Here is a 15836-nt window from a genome sequence, read left to right on the forward strand (position 1 = left end):
TCGCCTGGACCGCCGACCCCGACCGCGTCCTCGCCGCCATCAACCGCGGGAAGCAAGTGTTGGAGTCACTCCACTAGCTGGGGCACGGCATGGTCTCGGCGAGCCATGAGGCGGCGGCGCCGCAGCCACCCGGGTTCGGAGTGGACCGTGCGCTCGATCCCGAACCACGGCGGCGTTCAGCGGTTGCACGGCGCCGACGTCCTGCTCGCGGGATCGCTCTCGTCTGCCGCGCTCAACGATCCTCGCGCGGCGGTGCTCCTGTTTCGTTTCACGATCCCGGCGACGGTGTTCTTACTCAGCCCGACCTCGCGGCCGACCAGGCGGTAGCTGCGGCCCTGAGCGAGAAGGGCCAGCACCTTGGGCGCCATCCGGTCCGACTTCGGCCGCTGCCCGGGTTGGCGCCCCAGCCGCTTGCCGCGGGCCTTCGCCGCGGCGATGCCCGACCGGATCCGTGTCTGGATCAGCTCGCGCTCGAACTCGGCGATGCCGGCGAGCAGGGTCGCCATCATGCGCCCGTGCGGCGTGGCGAGGTCGAACGCCATGCCGTTCAGCGCCACCAGCGACACGCGCCGGGTTTCCAGCTCCTTGAGCGTCGCCAGCAGGTCGGTCGTGCTGCGGCCCCAGCAAGACAGCTCCGTCACCAGCACCGCGTCGATCTCGCGCCACTGGGCCAGCGCCATGACGCGCCGACGCTCGACCCGGTCCAGCCTCATGCCCGAGGCGGTCTCCTTGTAGGTGCCGACCACCTTGTAGCCGGCGCGGACGGCGAACGCCGCGAGGTCGCGCTCCTGGCGTTTGCAGGACTGGTCGGCGGTCGAGACCCGGCAGTAGAGCGCGGCGCGTTGTCCCAGTTGAACTTCTCCTGCCTGCCGACCCGCAAGCCCCTGTTCCTGCAAGGACCTGGGCTGTAGCAGGCAGACTACACCCCAACCGGGACAACCCGCCATGCCGAGACGCCGCGCGCTCACCGAGGCGCAGTTGGAAGCGTTGTTCGCCCTGCCGGCCATCGAGGCCGACCTCATCCGGTACTGGACGCTCGACCCTGCGGGCCTGGCCGCCGTGGGCCGGCGCCGCGGCGCCGCCAACCAACTCGGCTACGGCCCTGCAGCTCTGCGCCTTCCGCTATCCCGGCCGGCTGCTGCGGCCCGGCGAGGCTATCCCCGAGCCATCGCTGCGCTTCGTCGCGGGACAGGTTTGGGTCGGTGCCGACGCCATCGCCGCCTACGCCGCCCGGCGGCAGACGCGGCAGGAGCAGCTCGACGACCTGCGCGAAGCCTTCGGCTTCCGGATGTACGCGCCGGGGCATGGCCGCGAGATGCTCGCCTGGCTGCTGCCGGTAGCGCTGGCCACCACGAACGCTCTGGCGATCAGTGCGGCGCTCATGGACGAGCTGCGCCGGCGCCGGATCGTCGCCCCGGGCCCGAGCGTGCTCGAGCGCCTGGTCGCGGCGAGCCTAGTCCTGGCCGAGCGCCACGTCGCGGGCCAGCTCACCCGCAACCTGACATCCATCCAAACCGAGGCGCTGGACCTTCTCCTCACGTCCCAGGAGGGCACGCCCTGGAGCGTGCTGGCGTGGACGCGGCAGCCACCCGGCGCACCAGGCCACAAGGCCCTCGCCCGCATCGTGGAGCAGCTGGTCCATCTGCGCGCCGTCGGCCTCGATCCCGCCCGCGCCGACGGCGTGCACCCGGCGCGGTTGCGCAAGCTGGCTCGCGAGGGTGGCCGCTACACCGCCCAGCACCTGCGGGCCCTCTCGCTGCTCCGCCGCCGGGCAACCCTGGTCGTGACCGCGCTGGACACCACGGCCCGCCTGACCGACGACGGCGTCGGCCTGTTCGATCGCGCGGTCGGCCGCCTGTTCCGCCGCGCCGAGGCCCGCGAGGAGGGCACCCTCATACGGGATGCCCGGGCCATCAACGACAAGGTGCGCCTGCTGGTGCGCCTCGGCGGCGCGCTGATCGCGGCAAGGCAGGGGGACGCCGATTTGGACGGGGCTGTCGCGGACTCGGTCGGCTGGGAGCGGCTGGCAGCGAGCGTCGCCGACGCCGAGCGCCTAGCCCGCCCGGACAAGGTGGACCTGCCGACCCTGGCCGCGCGAGCTTGGCCGGTGCTGCACCGGCTTGGATCCGTCTTCCTCGGCGCCTTCCAACTCCGCGCCGTGCCCGCCGCCGCGGCAACGCTGCGCGCGGCGGACCTGCTACGGGTGGCCTACGACAGCGGCGGCCGGCGGTGGCCCAGGAGCCCTGCCGACCAGCTTCCTCCGCCCGGCCTGGCGCGACGCGGTGCTGGACGGCGGCGGCAAGGGCCACGCCGAGCACCGCCGCACCTGGGAGGCTGCCACGCTGCTCGCGCTGCGTGACCGGCTGCGCGCCGGCGACATCTGGGTGGAGGGCAGCCGGCAGTGGCGGGCCGTCGAGGACCAGCTCATCCCGCCCGCGCTGTTCGCCGCTATGCGCGAGGCCGGGCCGCTGCCGGTGGCCGTGCCCGCGACCGCGGAGGAGTACTTGGCCGGGCGCCGCGCCCTTCTGGAACGGCGCATGACGGAGGTCGACGCCAAGGCCGCGGCGGACACGCTGGAGGACGTTCGGATCAGCGGCGGTACGATGAAAATCGCGCCGCTCAAGGCGATCACCCCGGAGGCGGCGGAGGACGCGGCCGAACGGTTCTACGCCATGATGCCCAACGCCCGCATCACCGCCGTGCTGGACGACGTCCATCGCTGGACCGGGTTCGCCGACGCCTTCACCCACCTGCACACGGGCCTCCTGGCCGACGATCCGCGCGTCGTGCTCACCGCCGTGCTGGCCGACGCCACCAACCTCGGCCTGACCCGAATGGCCGCGGCCTGCGCGGTCGCCAGCTACCGCAAGCTCGCCTGGGCGGCGGGCTGGCACCTGCGCGAGGACACCTATTGCCAAGCCCTGGCCACCCTGGTCGACGCCCAGCAACGCCAGCCGCTCGCTGCCTTGTTCGGTGCCGCCGACGTATCCAGCTCGGACGGCCAAGCGTTCCTGACCGCCGGGCGCGGCGAGGCGCTCAGCGCCCACAACGCCCGGCACGGGCACGGGCGCGAAGGGTCCGGGCTGTTCTACACCCACGTCTCGTCCCGGCACGCGCCCTACCACACGGCGTCGATCCCGCCCTTGGGAGAGGCGGCCTACGTCATCGACGGCCTGCTCTACCACGAGGCGGACCTCGGCATATCCGTCCACCACACGGACGGCGGTGGGGTCAGCGACCACGTGTTCGCCTTGGCGCACCTCCTGGGGTTCCGCTTCGCGCCGCGCATCCCCAACCTCGCCGACCGCAAGTTCCACGCTTTCGGTCCGGCCTCGACGCGGCCGGAACTCGCGCCGTTCATTGCGGGAAAGCCCGACGGCCAGTTGATCGCGGCGCAATGGGGCGACCTGCTGCGGCTGACGGCCTCGGTGCGCACGGGCACCGTCAGCGCCTCGTTGCTGCTCAGGCGTCTCGGCGCCTACCCGCGGCAGAACGGGCTGGCCCTGGCGCTGCGGGAGATCGGGCGCATCGAGCGGACCCTGCACGCGCTCGACTGGCTGGAACGGCCCCAGCTTCGCCGGCAGGCCACGGCGGAGCTGAACAAGGGCGAGAGCCGCAACGCCCTGGCCCGCGCCGTGTGCTTCCATCGCCTCGGCCGGCTGCACGACCGCACGGCCCAGGCCCAGCAGCACCGGGTCAGCGGCCTCGCCCTGGTCACGGCCGCCATCGCGCTCTGGAACACCGTCTACCTCGGCCGCGCGCTGGAGGCTGCGCAACGCCGCGGCGACAGGGTCCCGGATGCGTTGCTGACCCACTTCGCCCCGCTCGGCTGGCAGCACCTCAACCTCACCGGCGACTATCTCTGGGGTGCCGACGCCAGCCTTGGCCCAAACGGCTTCCGGCCGCTGCGCGGTGCCGCTGTCGCGCTGCCCACGGCCGCCACCGCCTGACCACGTTCCCGGTCCGTGCCACCAGCCGGGCTATCCTGCCCGTCCTATGGCGTGACCCCATGTTGAAGATCGGCCAGTGCCAGCCCGCGTAATGCGCGTCGAGGAAATCGACGACCGCCCCGATGCGCAGCCGGTCGGCGGCATTGCCGAGGGCGCCGCCGATGACGAGGCCGAGCGCCAGGGCCTCAACCTTCGATGTCGTGCGCCAGAGCCAGTGCAGCAGGAACGCGGTGATGGCGAGGGTGACCAGCACCAGCACCCAGGCGGCGCCAGCTGCGCTGTCGGCGAACATGCCGAAGGTCACGCCGGTGTTGAAGCCGAGCCGCAGGTTCAGCACGGGCAGCACCGTGATGCCCCCGCTGTAGGGCGGCCAGAGAGCGGAAAGCGCCCAAAGCTTGGTGGCCTGGTCGACAGCGCCGGCAGCCAGGGCCGCCATGATTCCAATCGAGCGCATCAGCCTAGCCTCAGCAGGAAGGGAAAGGTCTGGACGAACCAGCCCGCAATTCTGGTCATTTCGCCCAGCATCATCAGGACGCCCATAGCGGCCATGACGAGGCCGGAGGCGACCTGCGCCCCGCGGCCGAAGCCACGCCATTGCCGCAACGTCGCCGCGGCCGCCGGCAGGTAGAAGGCGACCAGCAGGAAGGGCACGCCCAGCCCCAGCGAGTAGGCAAGCAGCAGAGGCGCCCCGGCGCCATCACCTTGGATGGCCGCGACCGCCAGCACGGCACCCAGGACAGGGCCGATGCAGGGCGTCCAGGCGAATCCGAAGGAGACGCCAAGCAGCGCCGCGCCACCGGGCGTGCCGCCCGCGGCGAGGGCCGGCAGCCGCACGTCACGCAGCAGCCAGGAGGGGCGCAGCGCGCCGATCTGCACCAGACCAAAGGCCAGGACCAGCGCCCCGCCGGCGATCTGGAACTCCAGGCTCCAGCGCCGCAGCCATTGCGACAGCGCCGATGCGCCGAGCCCGAGCAGCACGAAGACCAGCGAGAAGCCCAGGACGAAGCTGGCACCCAAAAGCATGGCACGGGCGCGCGGCGGCGCATCGCGTACGCCGGTGCCGCAGGCATAGGCCACCCAGCCCGGAACCAGAGGCAGCACGCAGGGTGACAGGAAGGAGACCAGTCCGCCGCCGAACGCCAGGAGAAGGCCGAGGGCCGAAAATTCAAGCGTCATGCGGCTCGCTTTTCCTGCGGGTCGCGGCCAGGCCGGTCAGTCCTGCGAACAGGACGGCCAGCAGCGGCCAATCTCCAAGGCGGGCATAGGGCGTCCGGCCCGGCAACGCTGCGGGTTGTGCCGCGTCCAACACGCCACGTTTCGCGTCTGCCGCCGCCTTATCCAATTGCAGTGCAGCTCGTCCACCAGCGGAGCCGCTGAATTCCCAGAAAGTCATCGATCCTCCAACTGGACATGGCTGATGAAGAAGCGACTCCGTGGCAGCGCCGGCAGCCGCGAACGGTCAATCTGCAAATCCTGCTCCGGCACGTCGTACCGGAGGCGACAGGCAAGGAACTCCACCGCCACCTTCATCAACTCCAGGGTGATCCACTCGCCGGGGCAGCGATGATTCAGATGGTGATCCCCCGGACCTTGCGGGATGAAGTTGAAGGGGCTGCCGTCCCACGCCTGGAACCGCTCCGGGCGGAATTCCTCTGGGGCGTCCCAGCTCCGCGCGTCATGGTTGGTGCCGTACAAATCCAGCATCACCCGCCGGCCGCGCGGGAAGCGGTAGCCCTTCCAGTCGAAGTCGCTGCGCACCCGCGCCGCAACGGCGGGGAAAAATGGGTAGAAGCGGCGTACCTCCTGCAGGAACCGCCCCGCATAGCCGTCCTCGCAGGCACGCAGCCGCTCTCGGCACTCCGGGTGCTGGTGCAGCGCATGGGCAACGTGTACTATGTACACCGAGACCGCGACGGTCGGCCGCAGGAGGTTTAGCAGTTCCACAGCCGCCACGCGCGGACGCAGCAATTCGCCATTTAGCTCACGATGCCAGGCGATCGCGTGCGCCGGACTCTCCTCGGCAGGGGTGAGCCGGCCGGCACGAATCTGCCGGATGATGTCGCCAATCCATCGCTCGGCCCGGCGGCGGGCTAGGCGTGACCACCAGTGCTTCGGCCCGATCGCCCCGGCAGCATCGAACAGGGCCGTCAGCTCCCGCGTGCGGCGCGGCACCTCCGCCGCCTCCAGGGGGATACCAGTCCACTCGCAGACGGCTCGGGTCAGCAGCTCCTGCACCTCGCTATAGAGCGTCACGTGGCTGGAGACCGCCCATTTCTGGCTGGAGGCACGCCAGGCGTCCGCGCTGAGGGCGCCTAACCGGCCGATGCGCTCAGGTGTCATCAGCGCCATGAACATCGCCTTGCGGTGCCGGTGCGCGGCAGCATCGAGCCCTTGCACGCCGCCTTGGCCCAGCAGCGTCTTTTGAATCCGCAACGGCATCGCGCCGCGCCGCTCGAAGCGGTCTATGTCACACAGCAGCTCTGCGGCCTCCGGCCCCTTCATGCAAATAGTCCGGCGTAGCAGAAGCCGGGCCTCGAACAGGTCAGCTCGGTAACGCGCACATCGAAGCGATATGAAATCGTACGGCGCCGACAGTAGCGCCAAGGTACTATCGAATTGGGTGTCGCGCGGGATAGGCGGCATGAGGGCGATTTCCATTCGGATGCTTGCGGGGCTTCACGAATTAAGCGGCTGCAGCATCAATATTAAATGATGCGCCTGCGATGGCAGCTACGACTTGTGTGCCCGGACGGCCGCCGCAGCGCCGGCCGGCATTGCCTGGCACGCGACCGCTAGGGAAAGGCGCCTGCCGTCCTCGTGACCGGTCACCATCGCTACGGCACCCGCGTCATCAGGCCGTCTGTGGGCTGCTCCTGTCGCTCCTCAGGCGCGGCAGGGATCGGAGGGGCCGTAGGGGAGGCCGACCGGCAGCTGGAGGATCGCGCCCGCTTCGAGCCGCGGCCTGCGCAGGCCGCGACGGTGCGCTCCAGTTCGTCGCGGAACTCCGCCAGGCGGTGAAGTCGTCGCTCGACGTCCGCGAGCCGCGCGCTGGCCACGGCATGGACCTTGGCGCGGTCGCGGATGGAGTGGTCGGCGAGGGCAAGCAGCGTGCGGATCTCGTCGAGCGGGATGCCGAGCTGGCGGGCACGCCAGAGGAATGTAAGCCGCGCCAGGTGTGTCGGTCCGTAGAGGCGATGACCGCCCCTGCTGCGGTCCGGGGGCGGCAGGATGCCGACGCCCTCGTACCAGCGGATGGTGGTCGCCTTGACGCCGGTGCGGCGTGCGAGTTCGCCGATCGTCATCCGCGGCGCGTCCCCGGCTGCTTCTGACGTCCTGCGGCCTGCTTCCCGGGAACGTGCCGCATCGCGCGTCGCGGAAGCCATGACCTTCAATCGTCCTCGCGCCGCCACAACTCCCTCAGGTCATCGGCGGCCAGCCTGAGGTCGTACTGCCGCCCTTCGGCGTTGCGGGCATCATCGATCTCCCAGGCCCGACCGTCGTCCTCGCGCTCGATCTCGCCCCAGCGTACGAAGCCCAAGCCGCGCAGCGCGGTTTCAATCCTGACACGCTCTTCCGGCGACGGCCGATCATCGTCGGCGCGCGGCGCGGCGCCGGGCAAGACGGCCAGTGCGGCGGCCAGGATCCAGCCGAGGGGGAGGGGGGCGCGGCGCAGACGTGCGGGCATCGTCAGCGCTTTCCCGGCTGCGGGACGACGCGCAGGTAAGGCTTTAGGGTCTTCCAGCCATCCGGGAACCTTTTCTTCGCCTCGTCGTCACCGAGGGACGGCACGATGATCACGTCCTCACCCTGCCGCCAGTCCGCGGGCGTCGCGACGCTGTGCTCCGCGGTAAGCTGCAGCGAGTCGATCACCCGCAGGATCTCGGCGAAGTTGCGGCCCGTGCTCGCGGGATAGGTAAGCGACAGCTTCAGCTTCTTGTCGGGCCCGATCACGTAGACGGACCGCACGGTCAGCGTGTCGTTCGCGTTCGGGTGGATCATCCCATACAGGTCCGAGATCGTGCGGTCGGAATCCGCGATAAGCGGGAAGTTGAGTGCATGTCCCTGGGTCTCGGCGATGTCGCCTGCCCAGGCCTTGTGGTCCGGGAGAGGATCGACCGAGAGCCCGATGACCTTCACGCCACGCCGGTCGAACTCCGGCTTGAGACGCGCCACGGCGCCAAGCTCCGTGGTGCAGACGGGGGTGAAGTCCTTCGGGTGGCTGAACAGGACCGCCCAGGAGCCCTCGATCCACGCGTGGAAGCGGATCGGGCCCTCGGTGGTCTGGGCCTCGAAGTCGGGGGCGGTGTCGCCAAGCTGCAGCATCGCAGTCTCCTTCCGCATCATCGTTGGCGTCGGCGCAACGCGTCGTCGCCTTCGCAGGCCACCACCTCGACGTTCTGGCGCGCCGAGGGGCGGAGCATGCAGGCATCCCACACACTCGAACGTTCAAACACCCATTCCAGCGTTTTTGCAAGGGGGGCAGACCGTGTGAGCCGCCATGGTCACGGCGTCATCGGACGGCTGCCGGTGCTGCCGCCATCCTCTCACCGGCATTCAGCTTCAAGCGGTGCCAGAACCGGCCCGCTCCCGCCGCCGCAGACACGCGAAGCCAATTGCCATCAGTGCGAGGCCAGCCGGGATCGCGTGGCCGAGCTGGGCGAACGGCGTCGGCGGTACGGCCGCAGGCAGGTCCGTCGTCAGCGTTCCCACCTCCCCGAGCGCGAGCAGGGCGAGGCGCCTGCCCCGTGCATCGAAGACAGCAGAGATTCCGGTCTGTGCCGCCCGTGCCAGCGGCAGCCCCTCCTCGACGGCCCGCAATCTCGCGGCGGCGAGATGCTGCCAGGGCCCGGCCGAGCGGCCGAACCAGGCGTCGTTGGTGATGTTCACGAGCCAGGCCGGCCGGGGCGAGGGTGCCACCGCGCCGGGGAAGATTACCTCGTAGCAGATCAGCGCACCGAAGGGCGGCAGGCCCGGCGCGGAGAGCGCGACCGGCCCAGGCCCCGCGCTGAAGTCCATCCCGCCTGCGGCGATCCGGATCGGCAGCAGTCCACCCAGCGGCATGTACTCGCCGAACGGCACGAGGTGCGACTTGTCGTAGATGGCACGCATCTCGCCTGCGGCGTCGAGCGCGATAAGGCTGTTCCACAGCCGCGCCGGCCGGTCGTTGGCGTCCCATTCGGCCCGCACCGTCCCGGCGAGCAGCGTCGCGCCGGGCGGCAACGCGGCAGCGACCAGCCGCTGCGCCTCGGGATCCTGGGCGAGCAGGAACTGGGTGGCCGTCTCCGGCCAGATCACGGCTACCGAGGCCCCGCCCGGCATGCGCCCAGCGGCGGCGGCGGTCAGGTCGAGGTACCGGCGCAGGATGTCGACGCGCCGGTCCTCGCGCCACTTCTCCGCCTGCGCCACGCCGGCTTGCACCAGCACGAGCCGCACTGGCGGTCTCGGCGGCTCCGGGCCAGAGAGCCGCCACGCGCCGAAGGCGGCGAGCACGAGCATCCCGGCACCGCCCGCCGCCCAAACCCGCCGGCTGGCGACGGCCGGAAGACCCGCGAGCAGGAGCGTCAGCAGCGACAGGCCGTGCACGCCGAGTACGGCCGCTCCCTGTATCGGCAGCGCCGCGAAGGCCCAGGCGCTGCCAAGGGGGTTCCACGGGAAGCCGGTGAACAGCACGCCGCGCAGCATCTCGGCGAGCGTCCAGGCCCCGGCGAAGCCGACCACGCGGCGCCAGCCGGGGGGCAGGAACCAGGCGGCGAGCACCGGCGGCACGGCGTAAAGGGCCATCACCGCGGCAAGCGCCGGCGCGGCCATCGGCACCAGCCACCACCAGCGCGCCGGATCGGTCAGCAGCGCCTCCGTTACCCAGTAGAGCCCGCCGAGGTGGTGCCCAAAGCCCCAGGCGAAGCCGCGCGCTGCCGCGCCCCGCCAGGAGCGGGCGGCACCGAGCAGCGCGAGCAGCCCCGGTACGGCGAGCAGCAGCACGGGCAGCGCGTGAACCGGCGGGAGCGCCAGGGCCGAGAGCAGGCCGAGGCCGAAGGCCGCCGCGAGCGCCCGCCAACGCGGCTGGGCGGCGAGCCGGACGAGCAGGCCGTGGCCCGGCGCACGTTGCAGCGCGGCCGCTCCCGCCGGGCCCGCCGTGTCGATCCGCGGCGTCAGGGCGGGCCACCGTGGCGACCAGCGCCCGAGCCCGCCGGCTCACTCCGGATCAAGGCGCGGCTCCGGGGCTGCCGGACCAAAGCGGTTCAGCGGCAGCTTGAGGTAGGAGGAGCCGTTCGCCTCGGGCTCCGGCAGGCGGCCGCCGCGGAGGTTGACCTGCAGCGCGGCGAGCATCAGCCCGGGCAGGGGCAGTGTCCGGTCGCGCTCCTCGCGCAGGCGCACGAACTCCTCCTCGCCGACGCCGTCGCGGAGGTGGACGTTGCGTGCCCGTTGCTCGGCCACGGTCGCCTCCCAGCGTGCCGCGCGCCCGCCCGGGCGGTAGTCGTGGCCGGTGAAGAGGCGCGTCTGCGGCTCCAGCGCGAGAATTCGTTGGATGCTGCGGTACAGCGCCCGCGCGTCACCACCGGGAAAATCGGCCCGTGCCGTGCCGGCGTCCGGCATGAACAGGGTGTCGTGGATGAAGGCGGCGTCCCCGACGAGGTAGGTGACGGAGGCCGCCGTATGGCCCGGGGAGAAGATCACCTCGACCTCCAGCCCGCCGACCCGGAAGCGGTCACCCTCGGCGAACAGACGGTCCCAGTAGCGGCGGCCCTCTGCTTGCAGCTCCGGCAGGTGGTAGATGTCCGCCCAGATCCCCTGCACCGCGGCGACGCGCTCGCCGATGCCGGTCGGTGCGCCCAGGCGGTCGCCTAGATAGGCCACAGCGGACAGGTGGTCGGCGTGCGGGTGGGTATCGAGCACCCACTCCACGGTCAGGCCCCGCGCCCGGACGTGGTCGGCCATCTGGTCCGCAAGGTGGGTGTCGGTGGCGCCGGAATCACGGTCGAACCCGAGCACCGGATCGATGATGGCGCACCGCGCCGTCCCGGGGTCCGCGACGATATAGGCAACGCTTCCGGTGCCCTCGTCGTAAAAGCCATCCACGACCGGTCTGCGTGACGTCATCGCCTCTCCTCCGTCGCTTGCTAGGCCGGCGCGGCGATCGAGAGGACGGCAAGCATCGCCGCGCCGAGCGCGATGCGGTACCAGGCGAAGGGCGCAAATCCGTGCCGCCCGACGAAGGCGACCAGCCATCGGACGACCACGAGCGCCATGGCGAACGCTGCGGCGAAGCCGACGGCGATCAGCGCGCTCCCTTCGCCATCCAGCGCCGCGCGGTTCTTGTAGAGGTCGAAGGCCGTGGCCCCGAGCATGGTCGGGATCGCCAGGAAAAAGGAGAACTCGGCGGCCGCCGGGCGATCCACCCGCAGCAGCAGCGCACCAAGGATCGTAGCGCCGGAGCGCGACACGCCGGGGACCATCGCGAGCACCTGGAACGCGCCGATCGCCAGGGCCGTCCGGAGCCCGACCGCCTCCGCCTCGTGCACCCGAGGCTGCGGCCGCGCCCGCTCCACCACCAGGATGGCGACGCCACCCGCGATGAGTGCCGCGGCGACGATCCAAGGCGAGAAGAGCACGCCCTTGATGGTCCCGTGCGCCAAGGCGCCGACCACGGCGGCCGGTAGGAAGGCCAGCGCCACCGCGGCCGCGAACCGCCGAGCTGCCGGGTCGCGTGGCAGGCCGGCAGCGGCGCCGAGCAGGCGTGCCCGGTAGACCCAGCACACTGCGAGAATGGCACCGAGCTGGATGGCGATCTCGAAGACCCGGCCGGGTGGCCCGCGGAAGCCGAACAGGTCCACCAGCAAGATCAGGTGGCCCGTCGAGGAGACCGGCAGGAACTCGGTTACCCCCTCGACGGCTCCCAGCAGCGCGGCAAGCGCCCAGTCAGTCCCACCCGCCACGGCGCCCGGTCAGCCCTGAGCCGCGAGCGCCGGCCGACCGGTGCCCGCCGGCGCCGGTGGCGCCGCCGACGGAGGCGCGGCCGTCGTCTCGCCCCCGCCCAGCAGGCGGAGCCCGTTCAACACGACGAGCAGCGACGCCCCGACATCGGCCGCGATCGCCCCCCAAAGGGAGGCGAGGCCCGCCACCGTCAGCCCGGTAAAGAGCAGCTTGACCGCGACGGAGAAGCCGATGTTCTGCCGGATGACGCGCAGCGTCGCGCGCGAGTGCCGCACCAGCCAGGGCAGCTTGGCGATGTCGTCCGACATCAGCGCGACGTCTGCCGTCTCGATCGCCGCGTCGCTGCCGATCGCGCCCATGGCGATGCCAAGATTGGCCCGTGCCATGGCCGGCGCGTCGTTGACGCCGTCGCCCACCATCGCCACCGCGCCGTACCGCGCCACCAGATCCTCGACCGCCGCCACCTTGTCGGCCGGCAGCAGCTCGGCGCGCACCTCGTCCACGCCCGTCTCGCGCGCGATCGCCTCCGCCGTGGCGCGGTTGTCGCCGGTCAGCATAACCACCCGCTCGATGCCGGCGGCGTGCAGCGCGGCGATCGTCTGCCGCGCGCCCGGGCGCAGGGTGTCCGCCACCGCGACCAGGCCCCAGACGCCCGCCTCGTCGCCGACGGCGACGACGGTGCGGCCGGCGCTCGCCAATTCCTCGGCGCGGTGGAGCGCCTCGGGCGTGGCCAGCCCGCGCTCCTCCAGGAAGCGCCGCGAGCCAAGCCAGGCGGACCGGCCCCCGACGCGGCCCGTCAGACCCTTGCCGGGCACTGCCTGCACCGCCTTTGCCGGGGCGACGGCAACGCCTGCTTCCGCGGCGCGATCGAGGATCGCCTTGGCCAGCGGGTGCTCGCTGCGCGCCTCAAGCGCCGCGGCGAGCCCGAGCAACGCCGCCTCGTCGCGCCCGCCGAGCGGAGCGAGGGCCACTACCCGTGGCCGGCCCTCGGTGAGCGTCCCGGTCTTGTCCATGGCCATCGCGCGGATCTTGGCGGGCGTCTCCAGGTGCAGCCCGCCCTTCACCAGCACGCCCTGCTTTGCCGCGCCGGCCAGCGCCGCGACGATGGTCACCGGGGTCGAGATGACGAGCGCGCAGGGGCAGGCGATCACCAGCAGCACCAGCGCGCGGTAAAACCAGATGTCCCACGCCCCCCCAAGGAGCAGCGGCGGGACGAGGAATACCGCGAGCGCGAGCACCATAACCGCCGGCGTGTAGACGCGGGCGAAGCGCTCGACCCACTGCTCGCTCGGCGCCCGGCGGCCCTGCGCCGATCCGACCATGCGAATGATCTGCGCAAGCGTGGTATCGCGCGCCGCCTTGGTGGTCTCGACTTCGAGCGCCCCGTCGCCGTTGATGGTGCCGGCGAACACCTCGGCGCCCGGTGCCTTGTGGACGGGCACGCTCTCCCCGGTGATCGGCGCCTGGTTGACCTCGCTCTCGCCCGCGGCGACGCGGCCATCAAGCGGCAGCTTATCACCGGGCCGAATCAGGACGCGCGCGCCGACAGCCACCTCGGCCGCCGGCACCTCGCGCTCGCCGCCGCCCGGCAGCAGGACCCGCGCTGTGGCCGGGGCGAGCTCCATCAGGGCGGCGACGGCTCGCCGGGCCCGGCCGAGACTCCATCCCTCCAGGGCTAGGGCGAGGGCGAAGAAGAAGGAGACGATCGCGGCCTCGAACCATTCGCCGATGCCGACGGCACCGGCCACCGCGACGACCATCAGCAGGTTCATGTCGGGCCGCAGGCGGCGGGCGGAAAGCCAGGCCTTCGGGGCCACATAGCGCACGGCGCAGGCGATGGCGGCCGCGTAGGCCAGGATCGCCGGCAAGGGCGTGCCGCCGCCACCCTCCTCGGCACCGAGCGCCGCAGCGAGGCCGCCGCCCAGCCACGCGTGCAGCGCGACGCCGGCCACGGCCAGTACGCCGCTTGCGGTGGTGAGCCAGGTCTGGACGCGCCGGCGCCGATCCTCCGCGGCACCGGCGGCGGTCTGCTCCCCCTCCTGCCAGGGCTCGGCGCGCATGCCGGTGCGGGCGACGGCCTTCTCGATCCGGTCGGCGAGCTCTGGCGACACCGCGCCGGTGATCGCCATACGCCCGTTGAGCAGGTCGAAGGAGAGGCGGTCCTCGGTGCCGACGACCGGCCCGACCTCACGCTTCAGCGCCGCCACCTCGTCACCGCAGTCCAGCCCGTGCACCTTGAAGACCACGGCGTCCGGCGCATGCGTCGGCAGTGGCGGGGCGAGAGCCGCGGCAACATCACCCCCACATCCCAAGCCGCAGGCGTCCGGGGCCGCTGGCTCAGCCGCCTCGGACCACGGCTCGGCACGCATGCCGGTGCGCGCCACCGCGTCCCGGATTGCCTCGACCGACAGGGCGCGGCCGGGAGCAGGTGCGATAATCATCGCACCGCGGCCCGTGTCGAAGGCCAGCGCCTCGGCGCCGCCGACCACGGGGCCGACCGCTTGCGTCAGGGCCGCCGCCTCATTCTTGCAATCGAGGCCCGCCACCCGGAAGAGCTGCGGGGAGGGGCCCTCAGGACCGGCATCCCAGGCCGTGGCGCGCATGCCGGTGCGCGCGACGGCCGTCTCGATCTCCGGCCCCGTGGCCGAGCCCGCCGCCGTCACGGCCATCAGCCCCTTTGCGGGGTCGAAGAGCAGTCGCTCGGGACCGCCCACCACAGGGCCGACCTCGCGCCGCAGTGCCGCGACCTCGTTCTGGCAGTCGAGGCCCTCGACGCGGAAGAGCTGGAAGGCGGCCGTGGCCGGGCCTGTGGTGGGCGCCGTCATCTCCCACGGCTCGGCGTCCATGCTGGCCTCGCGGATCGCCGCCAGGAGGTCGTGCTCATCGCCACTGCGCGGCCCGCCGATGACGGTCACCGCTCCGCGCTCGGTGTCGAAGGCGAGCGCGTGCGTGCCACCCACCAGCGGCCCGAGCGCGCGCTCCAGCAGCGCCACCTCGTTCTTGCAGTCGAGCCCCCGCACCCGCAGGAGCAGCGCCGGCGACCCGGGAGCGCCGACCCGCGCCATGGCGCTCATCCCCGTCCTCGCCACCGCCTCGACGACGGTGGCCGCCGAGACGGGATGCGCCGGCGCAGCAGTCATGATGCCCTTCGCGGTGTCAAACCAAAGCCGGTCGTCGCCGCCGACCAGCGGGCCCACCGCCTGCCGCAGCGCCCTGACCTCGTTCTGGCAGTCGAGGCCCCTGACCTGGAAGACCAGCGGCTCCGGCCCCGGCGTGGCGGGGCGGGCCTTGGAGGCGGGCGCGACGTCGTCCAGCAGCAGCTCAGCCCGCATGCCGGTGCCGGCGACCGCGCGCGCGATCGCCTCGGCCGACGCGCTACCCGGCGCGGCCACGCTCATGAGGCCGGCCCGTGTGTCAAAGGCCAGGCCGTCCTCGCCGCCGACGAGCGGCCCAACGGCGCCCTTCAGAGCCCGGACCTCGTTCTGGCAGTCGAGGCCCTCGACCCGGAAGCGCAGGGGCGCACCCGCCCGGCCGGCGCCGGCAGCGCCGCGTTGATCACCGTCCATCACTTCCCTCCTCCTCGACCTCGGCCGCACTCATGGGCTCCCCGCCGCCAGGCTCGGCGACGTGGCCCACCATGTCGCGGATCACGCAGCGGACCCGGTCGTCGGACGCCACGTAGAAGACCTGCTTGCCGCGCTTGCGGGCGGTCAGAAACCGTGCCGCCTTCAGCACGCGCAGGTGATGGCTGACGAGGGCGTGCGAGAGCCCGACCCGCTCGGCGACGTCGCCGACGCACCGCGGATTGCCAAGGCAGGCCAAGGCGATGCGCAGCCGGTTTGGGTCGCCCAGCATACGAAACACCTCGGCGAGCTCCTGCGCCTGCTCGTCGGTGAGTGACGGCTCGTCCATCCGACCCTCAAATATTCAAAGCATTGTTTGTATATAGCGACG

The 15836-nt window shown here is 72.0% G+C and carries 13 protein-coding genes and 1 pseudogene; 1 reads left to right on the forward strand and 13 read right to left on the reverse strand.

Annotation, left to right across the window (positions count from 1 at the left end):
• Window positions 1-176: 176 nt before the first annotated feature.
• On the reverse strand, window positions 177-851 hold the full coding sequence (locus J3S20_RS28865; RefSeq protein WP_216840414.1) for a recombinase family protein: 675 nt from the start codon (window positions 849-851) through the stop codon (window positions 177-179).
• 94 nt (window positions 852-945) lie between these two features.
• Between J3S20_RS28865 and J3S20_RS28870 the strand changes: the two are divergent.
• Window positions 946-3950 (forward strand): annotated as a pseudogene (locus tag J3S20_RS28870) (Tn3 family transposase).
• Here J3S20_RS28870 and lspA read toward each other — a convergent pair.
• The 12 genes from lspA to J3S20_RS28930 form a co-directional block, all read right to left on the reverse strand.
• Complete coding sequence (gene lspA / locus J3S20_RS28875) at window positions 3847-4404, reverse strand: signal peptidase II (protein WP_246603385.1); 558 nt, start codon at window positions 4402-4404, stop codon at window positions 3847-3849. The pseudogene J3S20_RS28870 and the gene lspA overlap by 104 nt on opposite strands.
• Window positions 4404-5126, reverse strand: a complete 723-nt coding sequence (locus J3S20_RS28880) for a cytochrome c biogenesis CcdA family protein (protein ID WP_216840396.1) — start codon at window positions 5124-5126, stop codon at window positions 4404-4406. The genes lspA and J3S20_RS28880 overlap by 1 nt, the downstream gene beginning before the upstream one ends.
• Window positions 5116-5343: a hypothetical protein gene (locus J3S20_RS28885; RefSeq protein ID WP_216840397.1), complete on the reverse strand. Its 228-nt coding sequence runs from the start codon at window positions 5341-5343 to the stop codon at window positions 5116-5118. The genes J3S20_RS28880 and J3S20_RS28885 overlap by 11 nt, the downstream gene beginning before the upstream one ends.
• Window positions 5340-6608, reverse strand: coding sequence for a cytochrome P450 (locus J3S20_RS28890; protein WP_216840398.1), 1269 nt, complete (start codon window positions 6606-6608; stop codon window positions 5340-5342). The genes J3S20_RS28885 and J3S20_RS28890 overlap by 4 nt, the downstream gene beginning before the upstream one ends.
• Before the next feature lie 176 nt (window positions 6609-6784).
• Window positions 6785-7252 carry a MerR family transcriptional regulator gene (locus tag J3S20_RS28895; protein WP_216840399.1) on the reverse strand — a complete coding sequence of 156 codons (468 nt, stop codon included), beginning with the start codon at window positions 7250-7252 and terminating at the stop codon, window positions 6785-6787.
• An 86-nt stretch (window positions 7253-7338) separates the two neighbouring features.
• Entirely contained in the window at window positions 7339-7635 is a 297-nt protein-coding gene (locus J3S20_RS28900; protein ID WP_216840400.1) for a PepSY domain-containing protein, read from the reverse strand.
• Window positions 7636-7637: 2 nt separating this feature from the next.
• Window positions 7638-8291, reverse strand: a complete 654-nt coding sequence (locus J3S20_RS28905; RefSeq protein WP_216840416.1) for a peroxiredoxin — start codon at window positions 8289-8291, stop codon at window positions 7638-7640.
• A gap of 219 nt (window positions 8292-8510) precedes the next feature.
• The gene (lnt, locus tag J3S20_RS28910) at window positions 8511-10091 is read right to left on the reverse strand and encodes an apolipoprotein N-acyltransferase (protein ID WP_343215330.1); all 1581 of its coding nucleotides are present in this window, start codon (window positions 10089-10091) and stop codon (window positions 8511-8513) included.
• Window positions 10092-10142: 51 nt separating this feature from the next.
• Window positions 10143-11048, reverse strand: coding sequence for an MBL fold metallo-hydrolase (locus J3S20_RS28915; RefSeq protein ID WP_216840401.1), 906 nt, complete (start codon window positions 11046-11048; stop codon window positions 10143-10145).
• Window positions 11049-11068: 20 nt separating this feature from the next.
• On the reverse strand, window positions 11069-11884 hold the full coding sequence (locus J3S20_RS28920; RefSeq protein ID WP_216840402.1) for an undecaprenyl-diphosphate phosphatase: 816 nt from the start codon (window positions 11882-11884) through the stop codon (window positions 11069-11071).
• Between the two features lie 9 nt (window positions 11885-11893).
• Window positions 11894-15448: a heavy metal translocating P-type ATPase gene (locus tag J3S20_RS28925; protein WP_216840403.1), complete on the reverse strand. Its 3555-nt coding sequence runs from the start codon at window positions 15446-15448 to the stop codon at window positions 11894-11896.
• Window positions 15438-15794, reverse strand: coding sequence for an ArsR/SmtB family transcription factor (locus tag J3S20_RS28930; RefSeq protein ID WP_216840404.1), 357 nt, complete (start codon window positions 15792-15794; stop codon window positions 15438-15440). The genes J3S20_RS28925 and J3S20_RS28930 overlap by 11 nt, the downstream gene beginning before the upstream one ends.
• Window positions 15795-15836: the final 42 nt, after the last annotated feature.

It is taken from the genome of Falsiroseomonas tokyonensis (assembly GCF_019024325.1).
Classification (GTDB): domain Bacteria; phylum Pseudomonadota; class Alphaproteobacteria; order Acetobacterales; family Acetobacteraceae; genus Falsiroseomonas; species Falsiroseomonas tokyonensis.